We start from the raw sequence: 18,134 nt of genomic DNA, 5'->3' as shown, positions 1-18,134 counted from the left end.
GCCTTTGGGGCGTCGACCGGCGACCACCGGCAATCATGGCGTGGCCGCCCGGCTGCCACCGCGCCTACGGAATCGCCTGCTCGCGCAACTGCCACCCAGCCGACGACCGCCACCTATGAGGCGTCGACCGGCGACCACCGACAACCGTGGCATGGCCGCCCGGCTGCGCCCGCCCCACGGGATCGCCTGCTCGCGCAACTGCCACCCAACCGACAACCACCACCCATAAGGCGTCGACCGACGACCACCGCCAATCGTGGCACGGCCGCCCAACGACCACCGCCAACCGTGGCATGCCCGCCCAACTACCGCCGCACCCACGGGACCACCCGCCCGCACGACCGCCACCCAACCGACAACCACCGCCCATAAGACATCAACCGACAACCACGCCAACCGCGGCACGGCCGCCCGACTACCACCGCACCCACAGGAACACCCGCCCGCACGACCGCCACCCAACCGACAACCACCACCTATAGGGCGTCGACCGGCGACCGCCGCCAGCCATGGCGTGGACGCTCGGACCGGTCACAGCGCTACATGTGGCAGATCGCGACCGAGGTGCGGGGCGCGGACGATGCCCATCAGTACGGATTCCAGGCGCTCGCGATCCCCCGGGTCGATCTCCCCGATCAGTCCCTCGACCCGTGCGGTGACCTTGCGGTGCGCGTCATGGGCGATCTCCCTGCCCTGCTCGGTCAGCTCGATGCCGCAGGCGCGACGGTCGCGCTGATCACGGACCCGGACCACCACGCCGCGCCGTTCGGCCCTGTCGACGAGCCCGGTCATGCTGGACTTCTCCAGCCCCAGCGCCCGGCTCATCTCCGTCATGCCCGTCGAGCCGCCCAGCAGCATGCACAGGAGCTGGATCTGCTGCGGAGTCAGCTCGAACTCCTTGCTGACCTCGGCGTAGACCCGGGTCACCAGGTGGGCCAGCCGTACCAGCGCGGTGGCCAGCTTGGTGTCTTCCATCCTCGCAGTCTAGTTGACGATAGTTTGCACTACGAACTACAGTCATTCGCGCTACGAACTATCCGTCCAACGAATTAAGGAAGGTCAGTGAAGAGTGCCAACGCGACCTTGTTCGCCCTGGTCGCCTCGGTCTTCAGCTATGCGCTGATGCAGACGATGGTCGTCCCCGCGGTCGGCCTGCTGCAGCGCGAGCTGGCCACCACGCCGGGCTGGGCCTCGTGGATCATCAGCGGGTTCCTGCTGTCCAGCGCCGTGCTCACCCCGCTGCTCGGCCGGATGGGCGACCTGTACGGCAAGCGCCGCGTGCTGCTCGCCGTGCTGATCACGTATCTCGTCGGCATGGCCGGGGCCCTGGCCGCGCAGGACATCGGGCAACTGGTCGCGGCCAGGGTCGTGCAGGGCGCGGCGCTCGCGCTGGTGCCGCTGTCCATGGCCATCCTGCGGGAGACGATGCCGCGCGAGCGCATGGCGTTCGCGTTCGGGCTGATCTCCGGGATCGTCGGCGCGGGCGCCGGCGCCGGTCTGGTGGTCGGCGGGCTGCTCGCCGACCACCTGTCGTGGCGCTGGCTGTTCGGGGTCGGCGCACTGCTCGCCCTGGCCAGCCTGGGACTGGTGGCCCGCTACGTGCCGGCGAGCACGCACACCGCGAAGGGCAGGCTCGACTTCCCCGGCGCCGTCCTGCTCGGCGCCGGGCTGGTCGCCCTGCTGCTGGCGCTCACCCAGGGCCGGGGCTGGACCGCGGTCGTGCTCGGGGCGGCCGCGGTGGCCTTCTTCGTCGTCCTGCTGCTGGTCGAGCGGCGCCGGGACGACGCCCTGATCGACGTGGCCGAGCTGGCCGACCGGCCGATGCTGGCCACGCACGCTCTGGCGTTCCTCTTCGGCGCCGCGTCGTACTTCTTCTACCTGGCCCTGCCCGCGTACGCGCAGCTCGATCCGGGGACCGGCGGGATTGGCTTCGGCGCCACGGTCACCGTGTCCGGTTTGCTGATGCTGCCGGGCGCACTCGTCCTGCTGCCGACGGGCACGGCGGTGGGCAGGCTGGCCGAGCGGTTCGGCCCGCGCTGGCCGGCGGTCCTCGGGTTCGCGGTGGCCGTCGCGGGTTCCGCGCTGCTCGCCCTGGCCCACGCCTCGATGTGGCAGCACCTGGTCTTCTACGCTGTGGTGGGCGCGGGATCCGGCCTGGTCATGGCCTCGCTGCCGAAGCTGATCGGCGACCTGGTCCCGCTCACCAGGACCGGCGTGGCCAACGGCCTCAACAACATCGCTCGCACGGTCGGCGGCGTCGTGGGCAGCGGCCTGGCCGCCGCCGTGCTGAGCACCGGTTACACCGACTCGGCCTTCACCACGCTGTTCTGGCTGGCCACGGCGACCAGCGTGCTCGGCGTCGCGGCGGCCCCCTTCGCGGTACGGCATGCACGGGGGAGGGAACATGAGCGTGTTCAGCAAGCGCGAGCTTGACTACCTGACCGGCGAGCGGCCACTGGCGCGCAAGCTGGGCCGGCTGGCCACGATCGGCCCGGACGGCCTGCCACATGTCGTGCCCGTGGGCTGGTCGTTCGGCCCCGACGCCGAGACCGTCCACGTCAACGGGCGCAACAACGCCACGTCGAAGAAGTTCCGCGACGTGGCCGCGTCCGGGGTCGCGGCGCTGGTGATCGACGACGTGCTGCCACCGTGGCGGCCACGCGGCGTCGAGATCCGCGGCCACGCGACGACCGCGGGCGACACGATCGTCATCCACCCGACCCGGGTGGTGAGCTGGGGGATGGACATCCATGACTGACTATGGACACGACCTGCTGTTCAGCGCCAACCTCATCCCGTCGAGCGAGCACCCGGACACCGTAGTGGCGCTGGCCGGGCTCGCCGAGCAGGCCGGCCTCGACCTGGTCACGTTCCAGGATCACCCCTACCAGCCGGCGTTCCTCGACACCTGGACGCTGCTCAGCTACGTGGCCGCGCGGACGAGCACGATCCGGCTGGCGGGCAACGTGCACCCGCTCCCGCTGCGGCCACCGGCCATGCTGGCGCAGAGCGCGGCCAGCCTCGACCTGCTCAGCGGCGGGCGGTTGGAGCTCGCGCTGGGGGCGGGCGGGTTCTGGGACGCGATCGCGGCCATGGGCGGGCCACGCCGCGCCCCGGGAGCGGCGGTCGCGGCGCTGGAGGAGGCCATCGCGATCATCCGGGCGGTGTGGGACCCGCCGGGTGAGGTGCGCTTCGAGGGCGAGCACTACCGGGTCACCGGCCTGGAACGGGGTCCGCGTCCCGCCCACGACATCGGCGTCTGGGTGGGCGGATACAAGCCGCGGATGCTGGAACTGATCGGCCGTACCGCGGACGGCTGGCTGCCCTCGCTCCCCCGCCTGGGCGGGCCCGACGCGCTCGATCGCGGCAACGCCGTCATCGACGAGGCGGCCGAACGTGCCGGACGCAAGCCCACCGACATCAGGCGGCTGCTCAACCTGGGCGAGGAACTGCCCGCCGAGCGGCTGGCCGAGATCGCGCTGGCCCACGGGACCAGCGCGTTCACGCTGATGACGATGGACGCGGGGCAGATCAGGCGGTTCGGGGAGGAAGTGGCCCCCGCCGTACGCGAGTTCGTGGCGAAGGAGCGGACCCGCTAATGGGAACGGCGTGCCCGGCTCAGTCGCGTTCGGTCGGCTGGGCCTGGCGGCGTTCGATGATGCGGCGGGTGTAGGGGATGAGCTCCACGACCCGGCTCCCGAGGTAGGCGCCGACGAGTGCGAGGACCAGCAGGACGAACGGGTTGCCCGCGAAGCCGTTCATGGTGACGAATGCCTGCAGGATCGCGTCGAGTGCCATAGGAGAACTCCAGGGGACGGGGGTTGGGGAGGAGTTCAGGCTAGCCGCACCCGATGCGCGGTCGCCACTGAATGGGATAAAAGCGACAAGATTGGCGATGTCGCCCACCTGGGGCGCCCGCGACACGTTCAAGGGCTGGTTGCGGGGGCCTGGGAGGAGATGCGGAGGGCGGCGACGAGTTCCCGGTAGAGGGCGTCGGCGGCCAGGAGTTCCTCGTGGTCGCCCTGGGCCCGGATGCGGCCCTGCTCCATGAGGATGATCGTGTCGGCGTCGATCACCGTGGAGAGACGGTGCGCGATCGTGACCACGGCTCCCCCGGCGGCACGGGTGCGGATGCAGTCGTGGATGGCCGCCTCCGTGATGCCGTCCAGTTGGGCCGTGGCCTCGTCCAGCAGCAGGAGGTCGGGCGTGCGCAGGAGCGCGCGGGCCAGGGCGATGCGCTGACGTTCGCCGCCGGAGATCTGGGTGGACGACAGCGGTGTGTCCAGGCCGTCGTCCAGAACGCCGATCTTGTCGGCGAGGCGGACGTCGTGCAGGACGCCGGCCAGCATCTCCTCGGTCGCGTCGGGGTGGGAGAACACCAGGTTGTCCCGGATGGTGCCCGGCACGATGGGGGTGTCCTGCTCGACGTACGCCAGCCGCGCCCTGATCTCGTCCCGGCTGTACTCCGCATACGACCGGCCGTCGAGGAACAGCGCCCCCTGCCGCGGCTCCAGGAAGCCCAGGACGAGCGAGAGCAACGTGGTCTTGCCCGCCCCGGACGGGCCGACGACGGCCACGTGGCCCCGGCGGGGAATCACCAGGTCGATGCCGCGTACGGCGGGCTCGGCGGCCGGTCCGTAGGCGGCCGTGACGTCGCGGAACTCCAGCAGCGGCGCCAGCTCCCGCGTGCGGCCGGGCCCCGGCGCGTCTCCCGTCCCCCGGACGGAACGCGAGGCAGGTCCCGCCTGCGCCGTGCCGCTCACCGTGACGGTGGTCCCGGCTCGGCGCGCCGGCGGGTGAGCGGGCGACGGGTGGTCTGCCGGCCGGTGACCCGTGGGCTCGGTCTCCATGGCGTCGACCTCGCGGATGCGTCCGGCGGCGGCGATGCCGGACTGCAGGGAGGTGAAGTTCTGGCTCAGCTCCGTGATGGGCTCCATGAGCCCGAACGCGTACAGCAGGAACGCGATCAGGCTCGACACCTCCAGGTGCCCGGCGCCCACCCGCCAGGCCCCGACACCGAGGATCAGGATGATCGCGAGCTGGATGCCGGACCAGGCGATGGTCCAGGCGGTCGCCTCCGCGCGGACCGCCCGTACGCCGTGCTCGGCCGAGGTCCTGGCGTGCGCGAGGATCCGATCGGCCTGGCGGTCCTCGGCGCGGCTCACCTTCACGGTCCTGATGGCCCGCAGCGCGCCCTCCAGGACGCCGCCGAGCCGCCCCACCTCCTCCTGCGCCCGCGCCTGCGCCTTGGCGATCGCGGGCATGAGCAGCGCGAACAGGACGATCACCACCAGCACCGCCCCGATGGTCACGGCCAGCAGCACGAGGTCGAGCACGCTCATCAGGACCAGGGTGCCCACCAGCATGACGACCCCGTTGATCAGTCCGATGGCGCTGGACGTGGCGGCCTCGCGCAGCAGCACGGTGTCGGAGGTCACGCGGGTGACGAGTTCACCCGGCGAGCGCCCGGTCACGGCGGGAACGGTGGCCCGCAGGAAGCGGCGCACCATCGACTCGCGGGCGTCCAGCACGACGCGCTCGCCGAGCGCGCCCAGCGTGGTCCACTGCCAGCGCGAGATCACCGCGCCGAACACGAGCAGGCCCAGCAGCGCCAGCACGGGACCTGCCAGCGACCCGCCGGTGCCGAGCGAGTCGAGAACCCACTTGGTGATCATGGGCGAGGCCAGGCCGAGCCCGGAGCCGGCCAGCCCGAGGACCAGCCCGAGGGCCAGGGTGCGGAGGTGCGGCCGGGCGAACGACCACAAGATCTGGAGCCTTGAGTACCTTTCTGGAACAGCCATAACCCTAGTGGAACAGTGATGTTCCGAAAATGTCAAACGTGTTCCGAGATGGAATCCGCGCTACCGTAGCGGCATGGACTCAGTCGCCCCGAACGGCGCGCGGGCGCGGACCAGACGCGCCATCCTCGACGCGGCACTCTCCGCGCTCTCGAAGAACGCCGCCGCGTCCATGGCCGACATCGCGGCCGCCGCGGGGGTCGGGCGCACCACGATCCACCGATATTTCCCCGAACGCTCCGACCTGCTGAGCGCCATCGGCACCCACCTGCTGGAGCGGATCGAGGTGGCGACCGTACGCGCGCGGCTCGACGAGGGGCCCGCCGACGAGGCGCTGGAGCGGGTCTGCCAGGAGTACTTCGAGCTCGAAGAGGTGCTGCTGTTCGCCTTCGAGAACCCGCAGATGACCGACTGGACCGGCTGGGACGACGAAACCGAGAGCGACCGGGCGCTGTTGCGGCTCATCGAGCGCGGCCACGAAGAGGGCACCATCGACGCGGGGCAACCGGCGAAGTGGCTGACGGAGGTGATGTGGTCGCTGCTCTACTCCGCGTGGCAGCACACACGCGGGCAGCGCGCCTCGAAACACGCGGCGCTGGAGCTGTCCCTGCGCACGCTGAGAAAGGTGATCAAGGTCGAGCGGTGACCGCCGCGCCCCGCCCCGCGCAGGTGGCGGGGCGGGGCAGGGCGGGGACTCAGTGGAAGAAGTGGCGGGTGCCGGTGAAGTAGAGGGTGATGCCCGCCTTCTGGGCCGCCTCGATGACCTGTTCGTCCCTGATCGACCCGCCAGGCTCCACGATCGCCCGTACGCCGGCCTCGGCCAGCACCTCGAGCCCGTCGGCGAACGGGAAGAACGCGTCGGAGGCCGCCGCCGACCCGGTCACCCGCTCCCCCGCCCTGGTCACCGCGAGCCGGCAGGAGTCGACCCGGTTGACCTGCCCCATGCCCACGCCCACGGTCGCACCACCACTGGCCAGCAGGATCGCGTTCGACTTGACCGAGCGGCACGCGCGCCAGGCGAACTCCAGGTCCGCCAGCAGCTCCGGCGAGGCGGGCGCACCGGTCTTCAGCTCCCACCGCGCCGCCGCGTCGCCGGGCGCGTCCACGCGGTCCACGGTCTGGACGAGCAGGCCGCCGTCGATCTTGCGGAACTCGGTGGGCGACGAGGGCCCCTCCGGGCAGACGAGCAGGCGCAGGCTCTTCTTCCCGCGCAGCACCTCCAGGGCCTCGGCGTCGTACGCGGGCGCGATCACGACCTCGGTGAACACGTCGGCGATCTGCCGGGCCAGTTCCTCCGTGACCGCGCGGTTGACGGCGATCACACCTCCGTACGCCGACACCGGGTCGCACGCGTTCGCCTTGCGGTGGGCGTCGGCCACGTCGGGGCCGACGGCGATGCCGCACGGGTTCTGGTGCTTGATGATGGCCACGCAGGGCTCGGAGAAGTCCCAGACGGCCCGCCAGGCGGCGTCGGCATCGAGGTAGTTGTTGTACGACATCTCCTTGCCGTGCAACTGCTCGGCGTCGGCCAGGCCGCCGGTCCCGGCCGTGCCGCCCGCGTAGAGTGCCGCGCGCTGGTGCGGGTTCTCGCCGTAACGCAGGGTGGCCCTGCGCTGGTACGCCGACCCGGCGAACTCGGGGAACTCACCCTCCGCTCCGTACGTGCCCGCGAACCAGTTGGCCACGGCCACGTCGTACGAGGCCGTGTGCGCGTACGCGATGCCCGCCAGCCGCCGCCGCTCGGTGAGCGTGAAGCCGTCCTCGGACAGCGCGTTGCGCACGTCGCCGTAGAAGGCGGGGTCGACCACGACCGCGCAGGTGTTGTGGTTCTTGGCGGCGCCCCTGATCATGGCGGGACCGCCGATGTCGATCTGCTCCACGCACTCCTCGTCGGACGCCCCCGAGGCCACCGTCTCCTGGAACGGATAGAGGTTCACCACGACGAGCTGGAACGGGTCGATCTCCAGCTCCTCGAGCTGGGCCAGGTGGTTTGGCTTGGTGACGTCGGCCAGCAGCCCGGCGTGCACGCGCGGGTGCAGCGTCTTGACCCGCCCGTCCAGGCACTCGGGGAACCCGGTGAGCTGCTCCACCTTCGTCACCGGAATGCCGAAGGAGGAGATCGCGGCCGCCGTGCCGCCGGTCGAGACGATCTCCACCCCGGCACCGTCGAGGGCTCTGGCCAGCTCTTCGAGCCCGGACTTGTCGTAAACAGCGATCAGCGCGCGCCGGATGGCGATGCGAGTCACGTGGATTCCCCTCCTGTGTGGTTGCCGATGCGGACCATGCGTCCGCTGACCGTCCAGCCCTCGCGAGCCATCAGGCCGACGATCTCGACGAGCAACCGTCGTTCGACCGTCTTGATGCGCTCGTGCAGGGCAGCCTCGTCGTCGTCCGGAAGCACGGGCACCGCCTCCTGGGCCACGATCGGCCCGGTGTCGACGCCCTCGTCGGCCAGCATCACCGTGCAGCCGGTCACCTTGACCCCGTGGGCGAGCGCGTCGCGCACGCCGTGCGCGCCGGGGAACGACGGCAGCAGCGCCGGATGGGTGTTCAGGACGGGAAAGGCGTCGAGGGTCGGCGTACCCAAAATTTTCATGAAGCCCGCGGACACGACCAGATCAGGTTCGTACGCTGCGATGCGGGCCGCGACAGCGGCATCCCATTCACCTCGCGTCGGGTAATTGCCCAATTTTTCTACAAAAGTCGGGACATCCGCCCTTGCCGCCCTGACCAGCCCTTCGATCCCATCCCTGTCGGCGCCGACCGCGACCACGCGTGCCCCGTACGACGGGTCGGCGGAAGCGTCCAGCAGGGCCTGTAGGTTGGTTCCAGAGCCGGAGACGAGGACGACGAGCCGCCCAGCCTTAGACACGCACACTCCAATGAGGAAACAGGGTGGGGGTCACAGGGTATCTGTTCATCGCCCGGCGACGCAGAGGAGGTCAGGTGTCGACACCGGTGAAGGCGCCGGCAGGCCAGCAGCCCGCAGACTCAGCGGGCCGCCGAGCGATCTGGTTGTCCATCTCAGCGCTGGCCATGACGTTCATGTTGCCGTTGGCCGGCCTGGTCATGGGGCTGTTCGCGCTGGTGGCCGGTTTCCGGGCGCTGCCGCTGCTCAAGAGGGAGGGCAGGCCGACCGGCGTGGCGATGGGCGGCATCACGGTGTCCTCGTTCGCGCTGCTCCTGTCGGCCCTGGCCACGGGGATGCAGCTCTACCTCATGGACGAATACTCGGCCTACCAGGAGTGCATGAAGGGCGCGGGGACGGTGTCGGCGCAGGGCGAGTGCTTCACCCAGTTCCGTGACGCGGCACAGCGCAAGCTCCCGGCCGACGTCCTGGACATGCTCGGCACGATGCAGCCGTAACCCTCACGGCTCCGACAACCCGGCGACGGGCGGCGGGGCGACCGCCGCTCCGCTTCTACCCTGTTCCGAAAGGGTCAGTCGCGGTCCCACGCGTACGGGTCGACGTAGATGACCTTGCCGCCGCGGTCGTCCGACTCGTCCACGATGTCCTTGCGGACCGGCCGGTCCGCGACGTCCGTCTCCGGGAGGCGCGGACGGGCCTGGGCGCGGGTCTCCGCCTCCGCGGAGGCGTGTTCGTCCTGCCAGTCGTCCCTGATGACCGGGATCTCCTGGGTGTCGGCCTCCGTCGCGTCCATCCAGTGTCCGGGCAGCGGGCGCGGGTCGGACTCCGCGAGCCCCACCTTGCTCGCCGCCTTGGCCAGCGCCGCCCCCGCCTTGCGTACGGGGGCCGCCGCCTTGTCCAGCGGCACCCGTGCGCGCTTGTTGAGCAGCAGCAGGTTGGTCACGCCCGCCGAGATGCCCGAGGCCACGCCGACCTCCAGCGCCACCGACAGCGCCACCTCCCACGGCGAGGGCCCGACCGCGGCCAGCCGTCCGCCGCCGATGGGTCCCCCGGACAGCGCCGCCAGCACCCCGGCCACGAGCCCGGTCGTGACCCCGGTGAGGAACCCCCACAGCGGCGCGGCCTCGTACGACGGCGACGGCGAGATGCGGGCGACCATCACGCCCGCCACGGCCCCCGCCGCGAACGGCACCGCGATCACCGCCATCATCCACGCGGGCACCGGCCCGCTCTCCGGCAGCGCCCCCAGCAGCGGCAGGCTCGGCACGGTGCCGAGCTGTACGCCCGTGGGCGCCACGAGGGTGTCGGCGCCGATGGCGAACCCCGGGCCGGCGATGTAGGAGAAGGCCCAGATGACGGCGTTCAGCAGGTAGAGCAGTTGGAGCAGCGCCAGCAGCAGGCCGCCGACGAATCCGGGCGCCAGGACGTCCGACAGGTCCTTGATCTGACCGAAGTTCAGAGCGACCGCGAGCAGCACCAGGACGAGCCCGGACACGAGCAGCACCGCCGTGGCGACCGCGGTGCCGACGGTCATGGCGCGGACGCGTTCGGGCAGGAGCCGCAGCATCACCCGCCAAGGGCCGATCATGCGGGCCGTGGCCAGCGAACCGGCCAGGAAGGCCAGGATGAAGTGGCTGAGCAGCGCCTCGCCGATGAACGGCTGGGTGATCTCGTTGCCGGTCACGAGGGCGATCAGACCGGCCAGCAGCGCGTACGGGGCCGCCAGCGACACCCCCGCCTGCACCACCAGGACGAGCTGCGCCCGCCGCCGGGCCCCGGCCTGCTCCTTCGGGCTGTTCTTCGGCAGCCGGGCGGGCAGCCGCAACCGCAGGTCGGCGTCGCGGGCCATCCACCGGCCCGCGCGGTAGAGCAGCACAGCGGGCAGGATCATCAGCCCGAGCGGCAGCAGCCCGACGCGCCCGCCGGGAATCGCGAACCCGGCGTGGTGGGCGGCCAGCCAGAGCTGCGCCGCCGTACGGAAGACGCCCGGCAGCCCGGAGCCCAGAGTGCCGCGCGGGGCGGCGATCCAGCCGACCAGGGTGAGCGTGGTGAGGGCGGCCAGGCCGACGCCGAGTGTGGCGGCGGCGGCCAGCATTCCCGACACCGGCAGCGGCCGCCGGGCCTCGTCTTCGTCACCGGAGACCCCCGGGAGCTTGCCGAGCACCGACCGGGGGGCAGTACGCAACTGGTCGAGAATCGCCGTCACAGTAGGCGATTTTCTCAAGGTTTCCCGACCAACGCTTGGTTGACGCGCCGCCCTCGGCCCACTTTGTGCTGCTGTCTTCCCCGATCCTGACGCCACCCCGCCCTCCGGCGAGCCGCAGGGCCCCAACTCGGGGCCGGGGCGCCGAACGGCCCGGGGACGTGGGGAGGTCGTCCTCGTCGAGAGTTTCGCACGGTCTGGAGGCTTGTCAGTCGGACTTCTTCCTGGCGGCGAGTCTGGCGAAGAGGTAGCCGAGGGAGTTGGTGGCCAGGTGCAGCATCGCGGGGGTGAGCAGGCCGCGACGGCGGCGTAGCTCGCAGAAGAGCACTCCCGCCGCCGCCGTGGACACGACGCTGCCCGCCACCACCCGGGCGGTGTCGAGGTGCGCGGGCGACTCACCCGCCGTCAGGGCGCCGAGGGCGGGGTTGGCGCGGGCCATGTCGATGGACGGGAGAATGTGCCAGAGGCCGAACAGCGTGGAGGAGACGGCGGTGGCGGCGACCGTGCCGCGACGCTGCCGCACCATGCCGTACAGGGCGCCCCGGAAACCCACCTCCTCCAGCAGCACCGTTCCCAGGGGGACCTGGAGGAGGGCCTCCTCGAAGACGCGGGCACGCGAGAGCGACAGGGCGCGCTCGTCGTGGAAGAGCGGCCTGGTGCGGGGTGAGGCGATGCCGACCGTGTAGACGGCGGCCACGGCCGCCGCCAGGGCGCCACCCGCGATGGCGCCGCGACGGCCGTGCTCGAAACCGATCTCCTGCCACGACAGCCCTGATCTGCGCGCCATCGCGACGAGGGCGGCCGTCGCGATGGTCGAGGTCAGCGGGCCGAGGCGGGGGGCGATCTTGTTGTTCATGACGTTGGCGGCGGTGAGTACGGCGATCGAGCGCAACAGCACCCTTGCAGGCTACGTCCCCCCGGCCCCATCCGCCCGCCCGATCCCCACACTCCCCCACCCCACCACACCCCGGGCACCCACCACACTACGAATGCCCGCCACGATCCCCACGCCCGCACTCCGAATGCCCGCCACGATCCCCACGCCCGCACTACGAATGCCCACCACGATCCCCACGCCCGCACTCCGGCGCCCACCGCACCACGGGCACCCCTCGCACCATGGCACCCCCTGCACTTTGGGCGCCTTTCGCAACACGGGCACCCGCCGCAACACGGGCGCCCGCCGCAACACGGGTGCCTGCCCCGCAGCTCCAGCGCTCGCCGGGCCCCGGTGCCCGTGTCACCTGGGTGGGGCCCTGCCCCGGAGGTCCGCCGCAGGCGTTGGCCGGGTCAGGAGGCGGCGGGGCGGCGCCAGCCCTCCGGGAAGCGGGTGCGGCGGCGTTCCTCCGGGGTGAGGCCGCCCCAGATGCCCTCCGACTCCCCGGCTCGTAAGGCGTAGGCGCGGCACTCCTCCATGACCTGGCAGGTGGCGCAGACCGCCTTGGCGCGGGCCTCCTGCAAGGGGGTGGGGGCGAGGGGGAAGAAGAGGTCAGGGTCGCTGGACCTGCACGCCCCCCTGCGGAGCCAGCCGATCTCCTCCAATGGCATGGTTCAAAGGTAGAGCGTGGACGTGATCGCCTACATCCTCCTCCGGGTTGACCTGTGACTACATCCCGGGGTCCGATCGGTGGCCGGTTCGTACACCCTCAGCAGCCCCCCACCCCGCCCCGGTAACCGGTCACGAACGACGACTGCCGCTGCTCCGCCGTCCCGTGGGCGGCCGGGTTGAGCCAGTCGTCCGTCGGGTCTCCCGCGGCCGCCAGGCTCAGCAACAGCTCGCCCTCGTCTCCCTCGTCGGCCAGCAGCGCGCCCGAGTTCACCAGGGCCGACAGGGTGGCCCCTGCGTAGCAGTCGGCCTGGAGCTCCATCTGGACGTTCAGGTCGAAGCCGGTCTGGAGCTGCGCCTGCACCGCGTGCCCGAATTCATGGGGGACGATGACGTAGACCGAGCCGTCCCCCATCTGGGTCCACAACGACTCCATCCACTCCTGGTCGTAGGCGATGAAGTGGCCGATGGGGCAGTAGAAGGCGTTGTTCGGGACGGCGGGCTGCCCGCCGCAGCTCGGCCCCGCGTTCCCCGAGTAGGGGATGAAGTCCTCGATGGGCCGGTAGACCCGGCCGAGCTGCTGGAACTGCTGCGTCCAGAACGCCTCGGCCAGCGTACGGGCCGTGCGCACGTCGCCCTCGAACGTGTCGGTCCCCTCCCTGTCCATGGAGCGCGGCGGGGCGGCGCCGCACGCGGCGGCGAGCACGACGAGTGCGACGACGATCAGAGCACGGGTCACGGGCCTCACGCATCCCAAGGGTGAACGGGTTCGTCGGTGTGCATGCGATCGATGGGGACGGGGGTCACGGGCAGCGGCCGCCGCGAGGTCGGCTCGGCCGCCCCCACCTCCCCGCGCCCCGGCCGGCGGAGGCGCGTGCCGAGCCCACCGGGCCACGACGTCGGTCACGGACGGCCCGGCGGGCAGGACTCGGTTCTCCACGCGCACATGCGGTACCCCGTCCACGGCCGCGTACACCGGCCGGCGCCACCGGTGGATCGTGCGTCGCCGCCGGCGTCCACGGCGGTCGTCCCCACGGAACGCGAGCGCCGGAACGTCCCTGCCCATAGGTGGAAATGTCGCACGCCACGGCCGACCGGGCCAGAGCCCGAAAGCAAGCGCGGACCGAATCGGCTCCCGCTTCCACAAGTCGCGGGTGACCGTACCGGGCGATAAACCCCAAACCGGACGCAGGAAAGCGGAGTTGTCCACAGGCCCGCTCACGCCATGGTCCGCCGATGGTTAAGGTGCGGGGATGCGCGTTTTGATTACCGGCGGGGCGGGTTATATCGGGAGCACGATCGCGTCGGCCTGCCTCGACGCCGGCATCGCCCCCGTGATTCTCGACAGTCTCGTGACAGGGCGGCGGGAGTTCGCCGAGGGGCGGGTGTTCTATGAGGGGGATATCAGTGACGGGCCACTGATTGACAAGATATTCGCGGAATATCCGGATATCGAGGCCGTCATCCACTGCGCGGCGCTCATCGTGGTCCCCGACTCGGTCTCCGACCCCATCGGCTACTACCGCGCGAACGTCACCAAGAGCCTGGAGTTCGTCGACCACCTGCTGCGCAACGGCTGCACCCGGATGATCTTCAGCTCCTCCGCGTCCATCTACCGCGCCGGTGACGACCACACGGTGACCGAGGAGTCGCCGCTCGACCCCCAGAGCCCCTACGCGCGGACGAAGGCGGTCTGCGAGGGCATGTTCGCCGACGTCGCCGCAGGACGGCCGATCAGGATCCTGTCCCTGCGGTACTTCAACCCGATCGGTGCCGACCCCCGGATGCGTACGGGCCTGCAACTACGCCGCCCCAGCCACGCCCTGGGCAAGATGATCGAGTCGTACGAGGAAGGCGTCCCGTTCCGGATCACCGGCACCGGCTACGCGACCCCCGACGGCACCGGCATCCGCGACTACGTCCACGTGTGGGACCTGGCCACCGCCCACGTGGCGGCCCTGGAACGGTTCGACGAGCTGGAGACCGACGTCATCAATCTGGGCACCGGCGCGGGCACCACGGTCCGCGAACTGGTCGAGGCGTTCAACCGGGTCGTTGAGCGTCCCGTCGAGGTCGTCGAGACCCCCGCCCGCCCCGGTGACGTGGCCGGGGCCTACACGCGCAGCGACCGGGCCCGCCGCCTGCTCGGCTGGCAGGCACGGCACTCGGTCGAAGACGGGATCAGGCACTCACTCGAATGGGCGAGCCTGCGCGACTCCCGGCTCGCCTGACCACCCACAACCACGCCCCCCACCCACGACCACAACCACAACCAGGGCCACAACCATAACCAGGGCCGCTGCCGTCCCGGCCGACCCGTCGGCCGGGGAGACCCTCTCCCGCCGAAGCGACGGGAGAGGGTCGAAGCGGCCGTTCCGCCCGAATCAGGCCGGGGCCGCCGAAGTGCCCGGAGGGCCTGGTCAGCCAGCCAGGCTGCCCAGCGGGATGGGCAGCTTGGAGATGTCGTCGCCGCCGTCCTTGAACTCGTCGGCGACCTCGTTCGTCGGCGCCTTGATCGACACGGAGGTGCCCCAGTTGGTGTAGCGCGTGTCCACGCTGATGCTGCCATCACCGCCGATGACGGAGCCGGGGAACGTCGTGACCAGCCGCGTCGGCAGGCCCGCCGAGTTCACCGTGATCTTCCACGAGATCGAGCTTTTCTTCGCCTTCGCGGTGGGCTCGCTCAGCCAGGTGGAACGCAGCCAGGGGGACGCCTTCCAGATGTCCCCGACCTTGGTCGTGCCCGCATAGCCGCTCGCGGTGGTCTTGGCGCCCTTGAGCAGGGTCTTGATCGTGGCGGGCTCGGCCAGGTTCAGCGGCTGCCCGAACGTGCCGGTGAGGCCGCCGGTCGGGCCCTTGGGGGCCTTGAACCAGGTCTCGCCCTCCGGGAGCAGGCCCTCCCACATGCCGCCCGACAGGTACGACGTGGTGCCGATCCTGATCGTGCGCTCTTCCCTGGCCAGCGACTTGATCATCTCACCGGTCTCGCCCTCGGGCAGCTCGCCGAGCTGGCTCAGGGAGATGTTGAACCTGCCGGTGCTGTCGGAGGCGGCGATCCCCGACTTGCTGAACTGCAGGGTGCCGCTACGACGGACGAAGATCTCGCGCGTCGTCCCGTCGATGATCGTGGTGCGCTCGCTGAACTTCACGCCCTTGCCGGGCTTGAGCTGCTTCTTGACGGCGACCGCCGGATCCTTCGGCGCGGCGGCCATCGCGGGCGTGGCGGTCACCAGAGCGGCGGTCGTGGCTAACGCCACGCCCGTGAGGATTCGCTTCATACGGATTCTTCCTTTGTTGTTGAGGGGGAAATACTGCTGTTTCCCTGGCACGTCGAAGCCGGCATGCGGCCCCGTGGAGCGGCTCGGCGGGCCCGGTAACCTACTGGGCCCCGCCGAGCGAGTTCAGCGAGCCGTTCGGGATCTCCTGCGGCACCTGCGTGTCGGCCCCCAGCTCGCTGAAGTCGACCACCTCGTCGGCGGGGGGAGCCTTGATCGTGATCTTGGCCCCCCAGCCCGTGAACCGGGTGTTCACCGTGGAGGTGGTGGATCCGAGCACACCGAAGTCCATCGTGTACTGGCTGCGGATCCGGTCGACCAGGCCCTTGGAGTTCACGTCGAGAACGTAGTTGATCTTGATTTCGGCGAACTTCCCCGGAACCTTCTCGCCGCTGAGCTTGCCGAGGTCGCCGAAGTCGATGACGCCTTGGTACGTTCCGCCCTTGAAACTCTTGGCCTTGGAGACGAGCCTCTTCAGCACCTTGGAGTCGAAGATGTTGAGCGGCTGGCTGGTGTAGACAGGGGCGCCTTCAGAGGTGTAGCGCACCCACTTCTTGCCTTCGGGCAGTTCTTCGCTGAACAGCCCGCCCTGGGCATAGGTGTCCTTGCCCACCGTGATCATCCGCTGCGGCAGCAGGCCCGCAGCGTCCTTCGGCCCGGTACGCAGGTCCGCGGCGACGACCCCCGAGCCGCCGAACCCGAAGGTCCCGTTCCTGGTCATGGACGTGCTGGTCTTGCTGTCAGTCACCGTCTTGACGCTCTCCGAGACCCGAACCCCGTGCCCGGTGACGTACTGCTTCTTCAGCGCCTTCACCGGATCGACGGGAGCCGCCTGCACGGGCGCGGCGGTCATGAGCGCGGCGGACGACGCCAGCGCCAGGCCCGCGAGAATTCGCTTCATAAAGGTTTCCTTCGGCATTTCAGCAAGAACGGAGGGTAAGCCTGCCATTTGAAGATCACGAGGATATATCGAGTGTTGGGTCTTATGCGGGCTAATCCGTGCAATTTCCGTGCAGGAGCCGTCCTGAAGAAGTGAGATCACCGTCACACCGCGGGAGAACCGTGACCCGATGACCTGGGCAGGTCAAGCTTCGGGCTAGGCTTCACTGGCGGAAACGCCCTGGCACGCGTCCCTGAGCGTAGGAGCTCGCCGTGAGAGAGCGACGAACGGAGCCACCGAACGGCGATGCGGACCGCGACCATCAGCGCAGATGCCCGGGCCGTCGAACATCAGTCGGACAAGCAAGGACGGACCCTCGTGGACCTGTTCGAACATCAGGCGAAGGAGCTCTTCGCTGACTACGGCATCCCGGTGCCACGCGGCATCGTCGCCCACACCGTGGAGGAGGTGCGGTCGGCGGCTCAGGAGCTGACCGGCCGCGTTGTCGTCAAGGCCCAGGTCAAGACCGGCGGCCGGGGCAAGGCCGGGGGCGTGAAGGTGGCCGACGACGCCGCGGACGCCGTCGCCAAGGCCGAGGCCATCCTCGGCATGGACATCAAGGGCCACACGGTCCACAAGGTGCTCGTGGAAGAGGCCAGCGCGATCGCGGAGGAGTACTACTTCTCCTTCCTGCTCGACCGCGCGAACCGTACCTTCCTCGCGATCTGTTCCGCCGCGGGCGGCATGGACATCGAAGAGGTCGCCCACACCTCGCCGGAGAAGGTCGCCAAGGTGCCGGTCTCGGCGCTGACCGGCATCGACCGCGCCAAGGCCCGCGAGATCGCGGTGGCCGGCGGCCTGCCGGAGAAGGCGCTCGACGGCGCCGCCGAGCTGATCGAGAAGCTCTGGTGCTGCTTCGTCGACGAGGACGCCACGCTCGTCGAGGTCAACCCCATGATCCTGTCGGCCGACGGCCAGGTGAAGGCCCTCGACGGCAAGGTCACCCTCGACGAGAACGCCGGTTTCCGCCAGACCGACCACGAGGCGCTGGCCGACAAGGCCAGTGAGGACCCGCTCGAGGCCAAGGCCAAGGAGAAGGACCTCAACTACGTCAAGCTCGACGGCGACGTCGGCATCATCGGCAACGGCGCGGGCCTGGTCATGTCCACCCTCGACGTGGTGGCCTACGCCGGCGAGGCGTTCCCCGGCAAGCCGTCCCCCGCCAACTTCCTCGACATCGGCGGCGGCGCGTCGGCTGAGGTCATGGCCGCGGGCCTGGAGATCATCCTCTCCGACCCCAGCGTCAAGTCGATCTTCGTGAACGTCTTCGGCGGCATCACCGCCTGCGACGCCGTCGCCAACGGCATCGTCTCGGCGTTCAAGCTGCTGGAGAGCCGTGGCGAGGCCGTGACCCACCCGCTGGTGGTCCGCCTCGACGGCAACAACGCCCTGCTCGGGCGGCAGATCCTGGCCGACGCCGCGCTCCCGCGGGTCGAGCTGGTAGACACGATGGACGAAGCGGCCAAGCGCGCCGCCGAGCTCGCTGCGGTAGGTGCGTGACCC

Annotated in this window: 18 protein-coding genes; 7 read left to right on the top strand and 11 right to left on the bottom strand. The window is 70.5% G+C overall.

Annotation, left to right across the window (positions count from 1 at the left end):
• Window positions 1–531: 531 nt before the first annotated feature.
• A complete protein-coding gene (locus ACZ6S0_RS11985; protein ID WP_465915739.1) occupies window positions 532–975 on the bottom strand; it encodes a MarR family winged helix-turn-helix transcriptional regulator in 444 nt (147 codons plus the stop codon).
• An 87-nt stretch (window positions 976–1,062) separates the two neighbouring features.
• Here ACZ6S0_RS11985 and ACZ6S0_RS11980 point away from each other — a divergent pair, with 87 nt between their 5' ends.
• From ACZ6S0_RS11980 to ACZ6S0_RS11970, 3 genes are read left to right on the top strand one after another with little or no spacing between them, the layout of a single operon-like run.
• On the top strand, window positions 1,063–2,433 hold the full coding sequence (locus tag ACZ6S0_RS11980) for an MFS transporter (RefSeq protein WP_465915738.1): 1,371 nt from the start codon (window positions 1,063–1,065) through the stop codon (window positions 2,431–2,433).
• Entirely contained in the window at window positions 2,405–2,758 is a 354-nt protein-coding gene (locus tag ACZ6S0_RS11975) for a PPOX class F420-dependent oxidoreductase (protein WP_465915737.1), read from the top strand. Before ACZ6S0_RS11980 ends, ACZ6S0_RS11975 begins: the two co-directional genes overlap by 29 nt.
• Window positions 2,751–3,599, top strand: coding sequence for an LLM class flavin-dependent oxidoreductase (locus ACZ6S0_RS11970; RefSeq protein WP_465915736.1), 849 nt, complete (start codon window positions 2,751–2,753; stop codon window positions 3,597–3,599). The genes ACZ6S0_RS11975 and ACZ6S0_RS11970 overlap by 8 nt, the downstream gene beginning before the upstream one ends.
• Before the next feature lie 19 nt (window positions 3,600–3,618).
• On the opposite strand, the gene ACZ6S0_RS11965 is transcribed toward ACZ6S0_RS11970, so the two are convergent.
• Both ACZ6S0_RS11965 and ACZ6S0_RS11960 read right to left on the bottom strand, forming a co-directional pair.
• Window positions 3,619–3,798, bottom strand: a complete 180-nt coding sequence (locus ACZ6S0_RS11965; RefSeq protein ID WP_344896592.1) for a hypothetical protein — start codon at window positions 3,796–3,798, stop codon at window positions 3,619–3,621.
• Window positions 3,799–3,926: 128 nt separating this feature from the next.
• A complete protein-coding gene (locus ACZ6S0_RS11960; protein WP_465916132.1) occupies window positions 3,927–5,768 on the bottom strand; it encodes an ABC transporter ATP-binding protein in 1,842 nt (613 codons plus the stop codon).
• A gap of 106 nt (window positions 5,769–5,874) precedes the next feature.
• On the opposite strand from ACZ6S0_RS11960, the gene ACZ6S0_RS11955 reads away from it, so the two are divergent.
• Window positions 5,875–6,444: a TetR/AcrR family transcriptional regulator gene (locus ACZ6S0_RS11955; RefSeq protein ID WP_465915735.1), complete on the top strand. Its 570-nt coding sequence runs from the start codon at window positions 5,875–5,877 to the stop codon at window positions 6,442–6,444.
• A gap of 49 nt (window positions 6,445–6,493) precedes the next feature.
• Here the strand turns inward: ACZ6S0_RS11955 and purH are convergent, their stop codons facing one another.
• The gene (purH, locus tag ACZ6S0_RS11950; protein WP_465915734.1) at window positions 6,494–8,044 is read right to left on the bottom strand and encodes a bifunctional phosphoribosylaminoimidazolecarboxamide formyltransferase/IMP cyclohydrolase; all 1,551 of its coding nucleotides are present in this window, start codon (window positions 8,042–8,044) and stop codon (window positions 6,494–6,496) included.
• Window positions 8,041–8,670: a phosphoribosylglycinamide formyltransferase gene (purN, locus tag ACZ6S0_RS11945; RefSeq protein ID WP_465915733.1), complete on the bottom strand. Its 630-nt coding sequence runs from the start codon at window positions 8,668–8,670 to the stop codon at window positions 8,041–8,043. Before purN ends, purH begins: the two co-directional genes overlap by 4 nt.
• 74 nt (window positions 8,671–8,744) lie before the next feature.
• Here purN and ACZ6S0_RS11940 point away from each other — a divergent pair, with 74 nt between their 5' ends.
• Window positions 8,745–9,164 carry a hypothetical protein gene (locus tag ACZ6S0_RS11940; protein WP_465915732.1) on the top strand — a complete coding sequence of 140 codons (420 nt, stop codon included), beginning with the start codon at window positions 8,745–8,747 and terminating at the stop codon, window positions 9,162–9,164.
• Window positions 9,165–9,238: 74 nt separating this feature from the next.
• Here ACZ6S0_RS11940 and ACZ6S0_RS11935 read toward each other — a convergent pair whose 3' ends face one another.
• From ACZ6S0_RS11935 to ACZ6S0_RS11920, 4 genes are all read right to left on the bottom strand, one after another.
• Window positions 9,239–10,873: a cell division protein PerM gene (locus ACZ6S0_RS11935; protein WP_465915731.1), complete on the bottom strand. Its 1,635-nt coding sequence runs from the start codon at window positions 10,871–10,873 to the stop codon at window positions 9,239–9,241.
• Window positions 10,874–11,078: 205 nt separating this feature from the next.
• Window positions 11,079–11,768 (bottom strand): lysostaphin resistance A-like protein, encoded by a 690-nt coding sequence (locus tag ACZ6S0_RS11930; protein ID WP_465915730.1) that lies wholly within the window; start codon window positions 11,766–11,768, stop codon window positions 11,079–11,081.
• A gap of 392 nt (window positions 11,769–12,160) precedes the next feature.
• Window positions 12,161–12,418 (bottom strand): WhiB family transcriptional regulator, encoded by a 258-nt coding sequence (locus tag ACZ6S0_RS11925; protein WP_344896618.1) that lies wholly within the window; start codon window positions 12,416–12,418, stop codon window positions 12,161–12,163.
• Between the two features lie 98 nt (window positions 12,419–12,516).
• On the bottom strand, window positions 12,517–13,155 hold the full coding sequence (locus tag ACZ6S0_RS11920) for a neutral zinc metallopeptidase (protein WP_465915729.1): 639 nt from the start codon (window positions 13,153–13,155) through the stop codon (window positions 12,517–12,519).
• 514 nt (window positions 13,156–13,669) lie between these two features.
• Between ACZ6S0_RS11920 and galE the strand changes: the two genes are divergently transcribed.
• On the top strand, window positions 13,670–14,647 hold the full coding sequence (galE, locus tag ACZ6S0_RS11915; RefSeq protein ID WP_465915728.1) for a UDP-glucose 4-epimerase GalE: 978 nt from the start codon (window positions 13,670–13,672) through the stop codon (window positions 14,645–14,647).
• Window positions 14,648–14,836: 189 nt separating this feature from the next.
• Here galE and ACZ6S0_RS11910 read toward each other — a convergent pair whose 3' ends face one another.
• Window positions 14,837–15,694 carry a hypothetical protein gene (locus tag ACZ6S0_RS11910; RefSeq protein WP_465915727.1) on the bottom strand — a complete coding sequence of 286 codons (858 nt, stop codon included), beginning with the start codon at window positions 15,692–15,694 and terminating at the stop codon, window positions 14,837–14,839.
• Between the two features lie 100 nt (window positions 15,695–15,794).
• Window positions 15,795–16,592, bottom strand: a complete 798-nt coding sequence (locus ACZ6S0_RS11905; RefSeq protein WP_465915726.1) for a hypothetical protein — start codon at window positions 16,590–16,592, stop codon at window positions 15,795–15,797.
• 357 nt (window positions 16,593–16,949) lie between these two features.
• Here ACZ6S0_RS11905 and sucC point away from each other — a divergent pair, with 357 nt between their 5' ends.
• On the top strand, window positions 16,950–18,131 hold the full coding sequence (gene sucC / locus ACZ6S0_RS11900; RefSeq protein ID WP_465915725.1) for an ADP-forming succinate--CoA ligase subunit beta: 1,182 nt from the start codon (window positions 16,950–16,952) through the stop codon (window positions 18,129–18,131).
• Window positions 18,132–18,134: the final 3 nt, after the last annotated feature.

The organism is Nonomuraea sp. NPDC051298 (assembly GCF_055586305.1).
The sequence above is the reverse complement of the archived record's forward strand: the minus strand, read 5'-3'. Positions and strand labels throughout refer to the sequence as shown.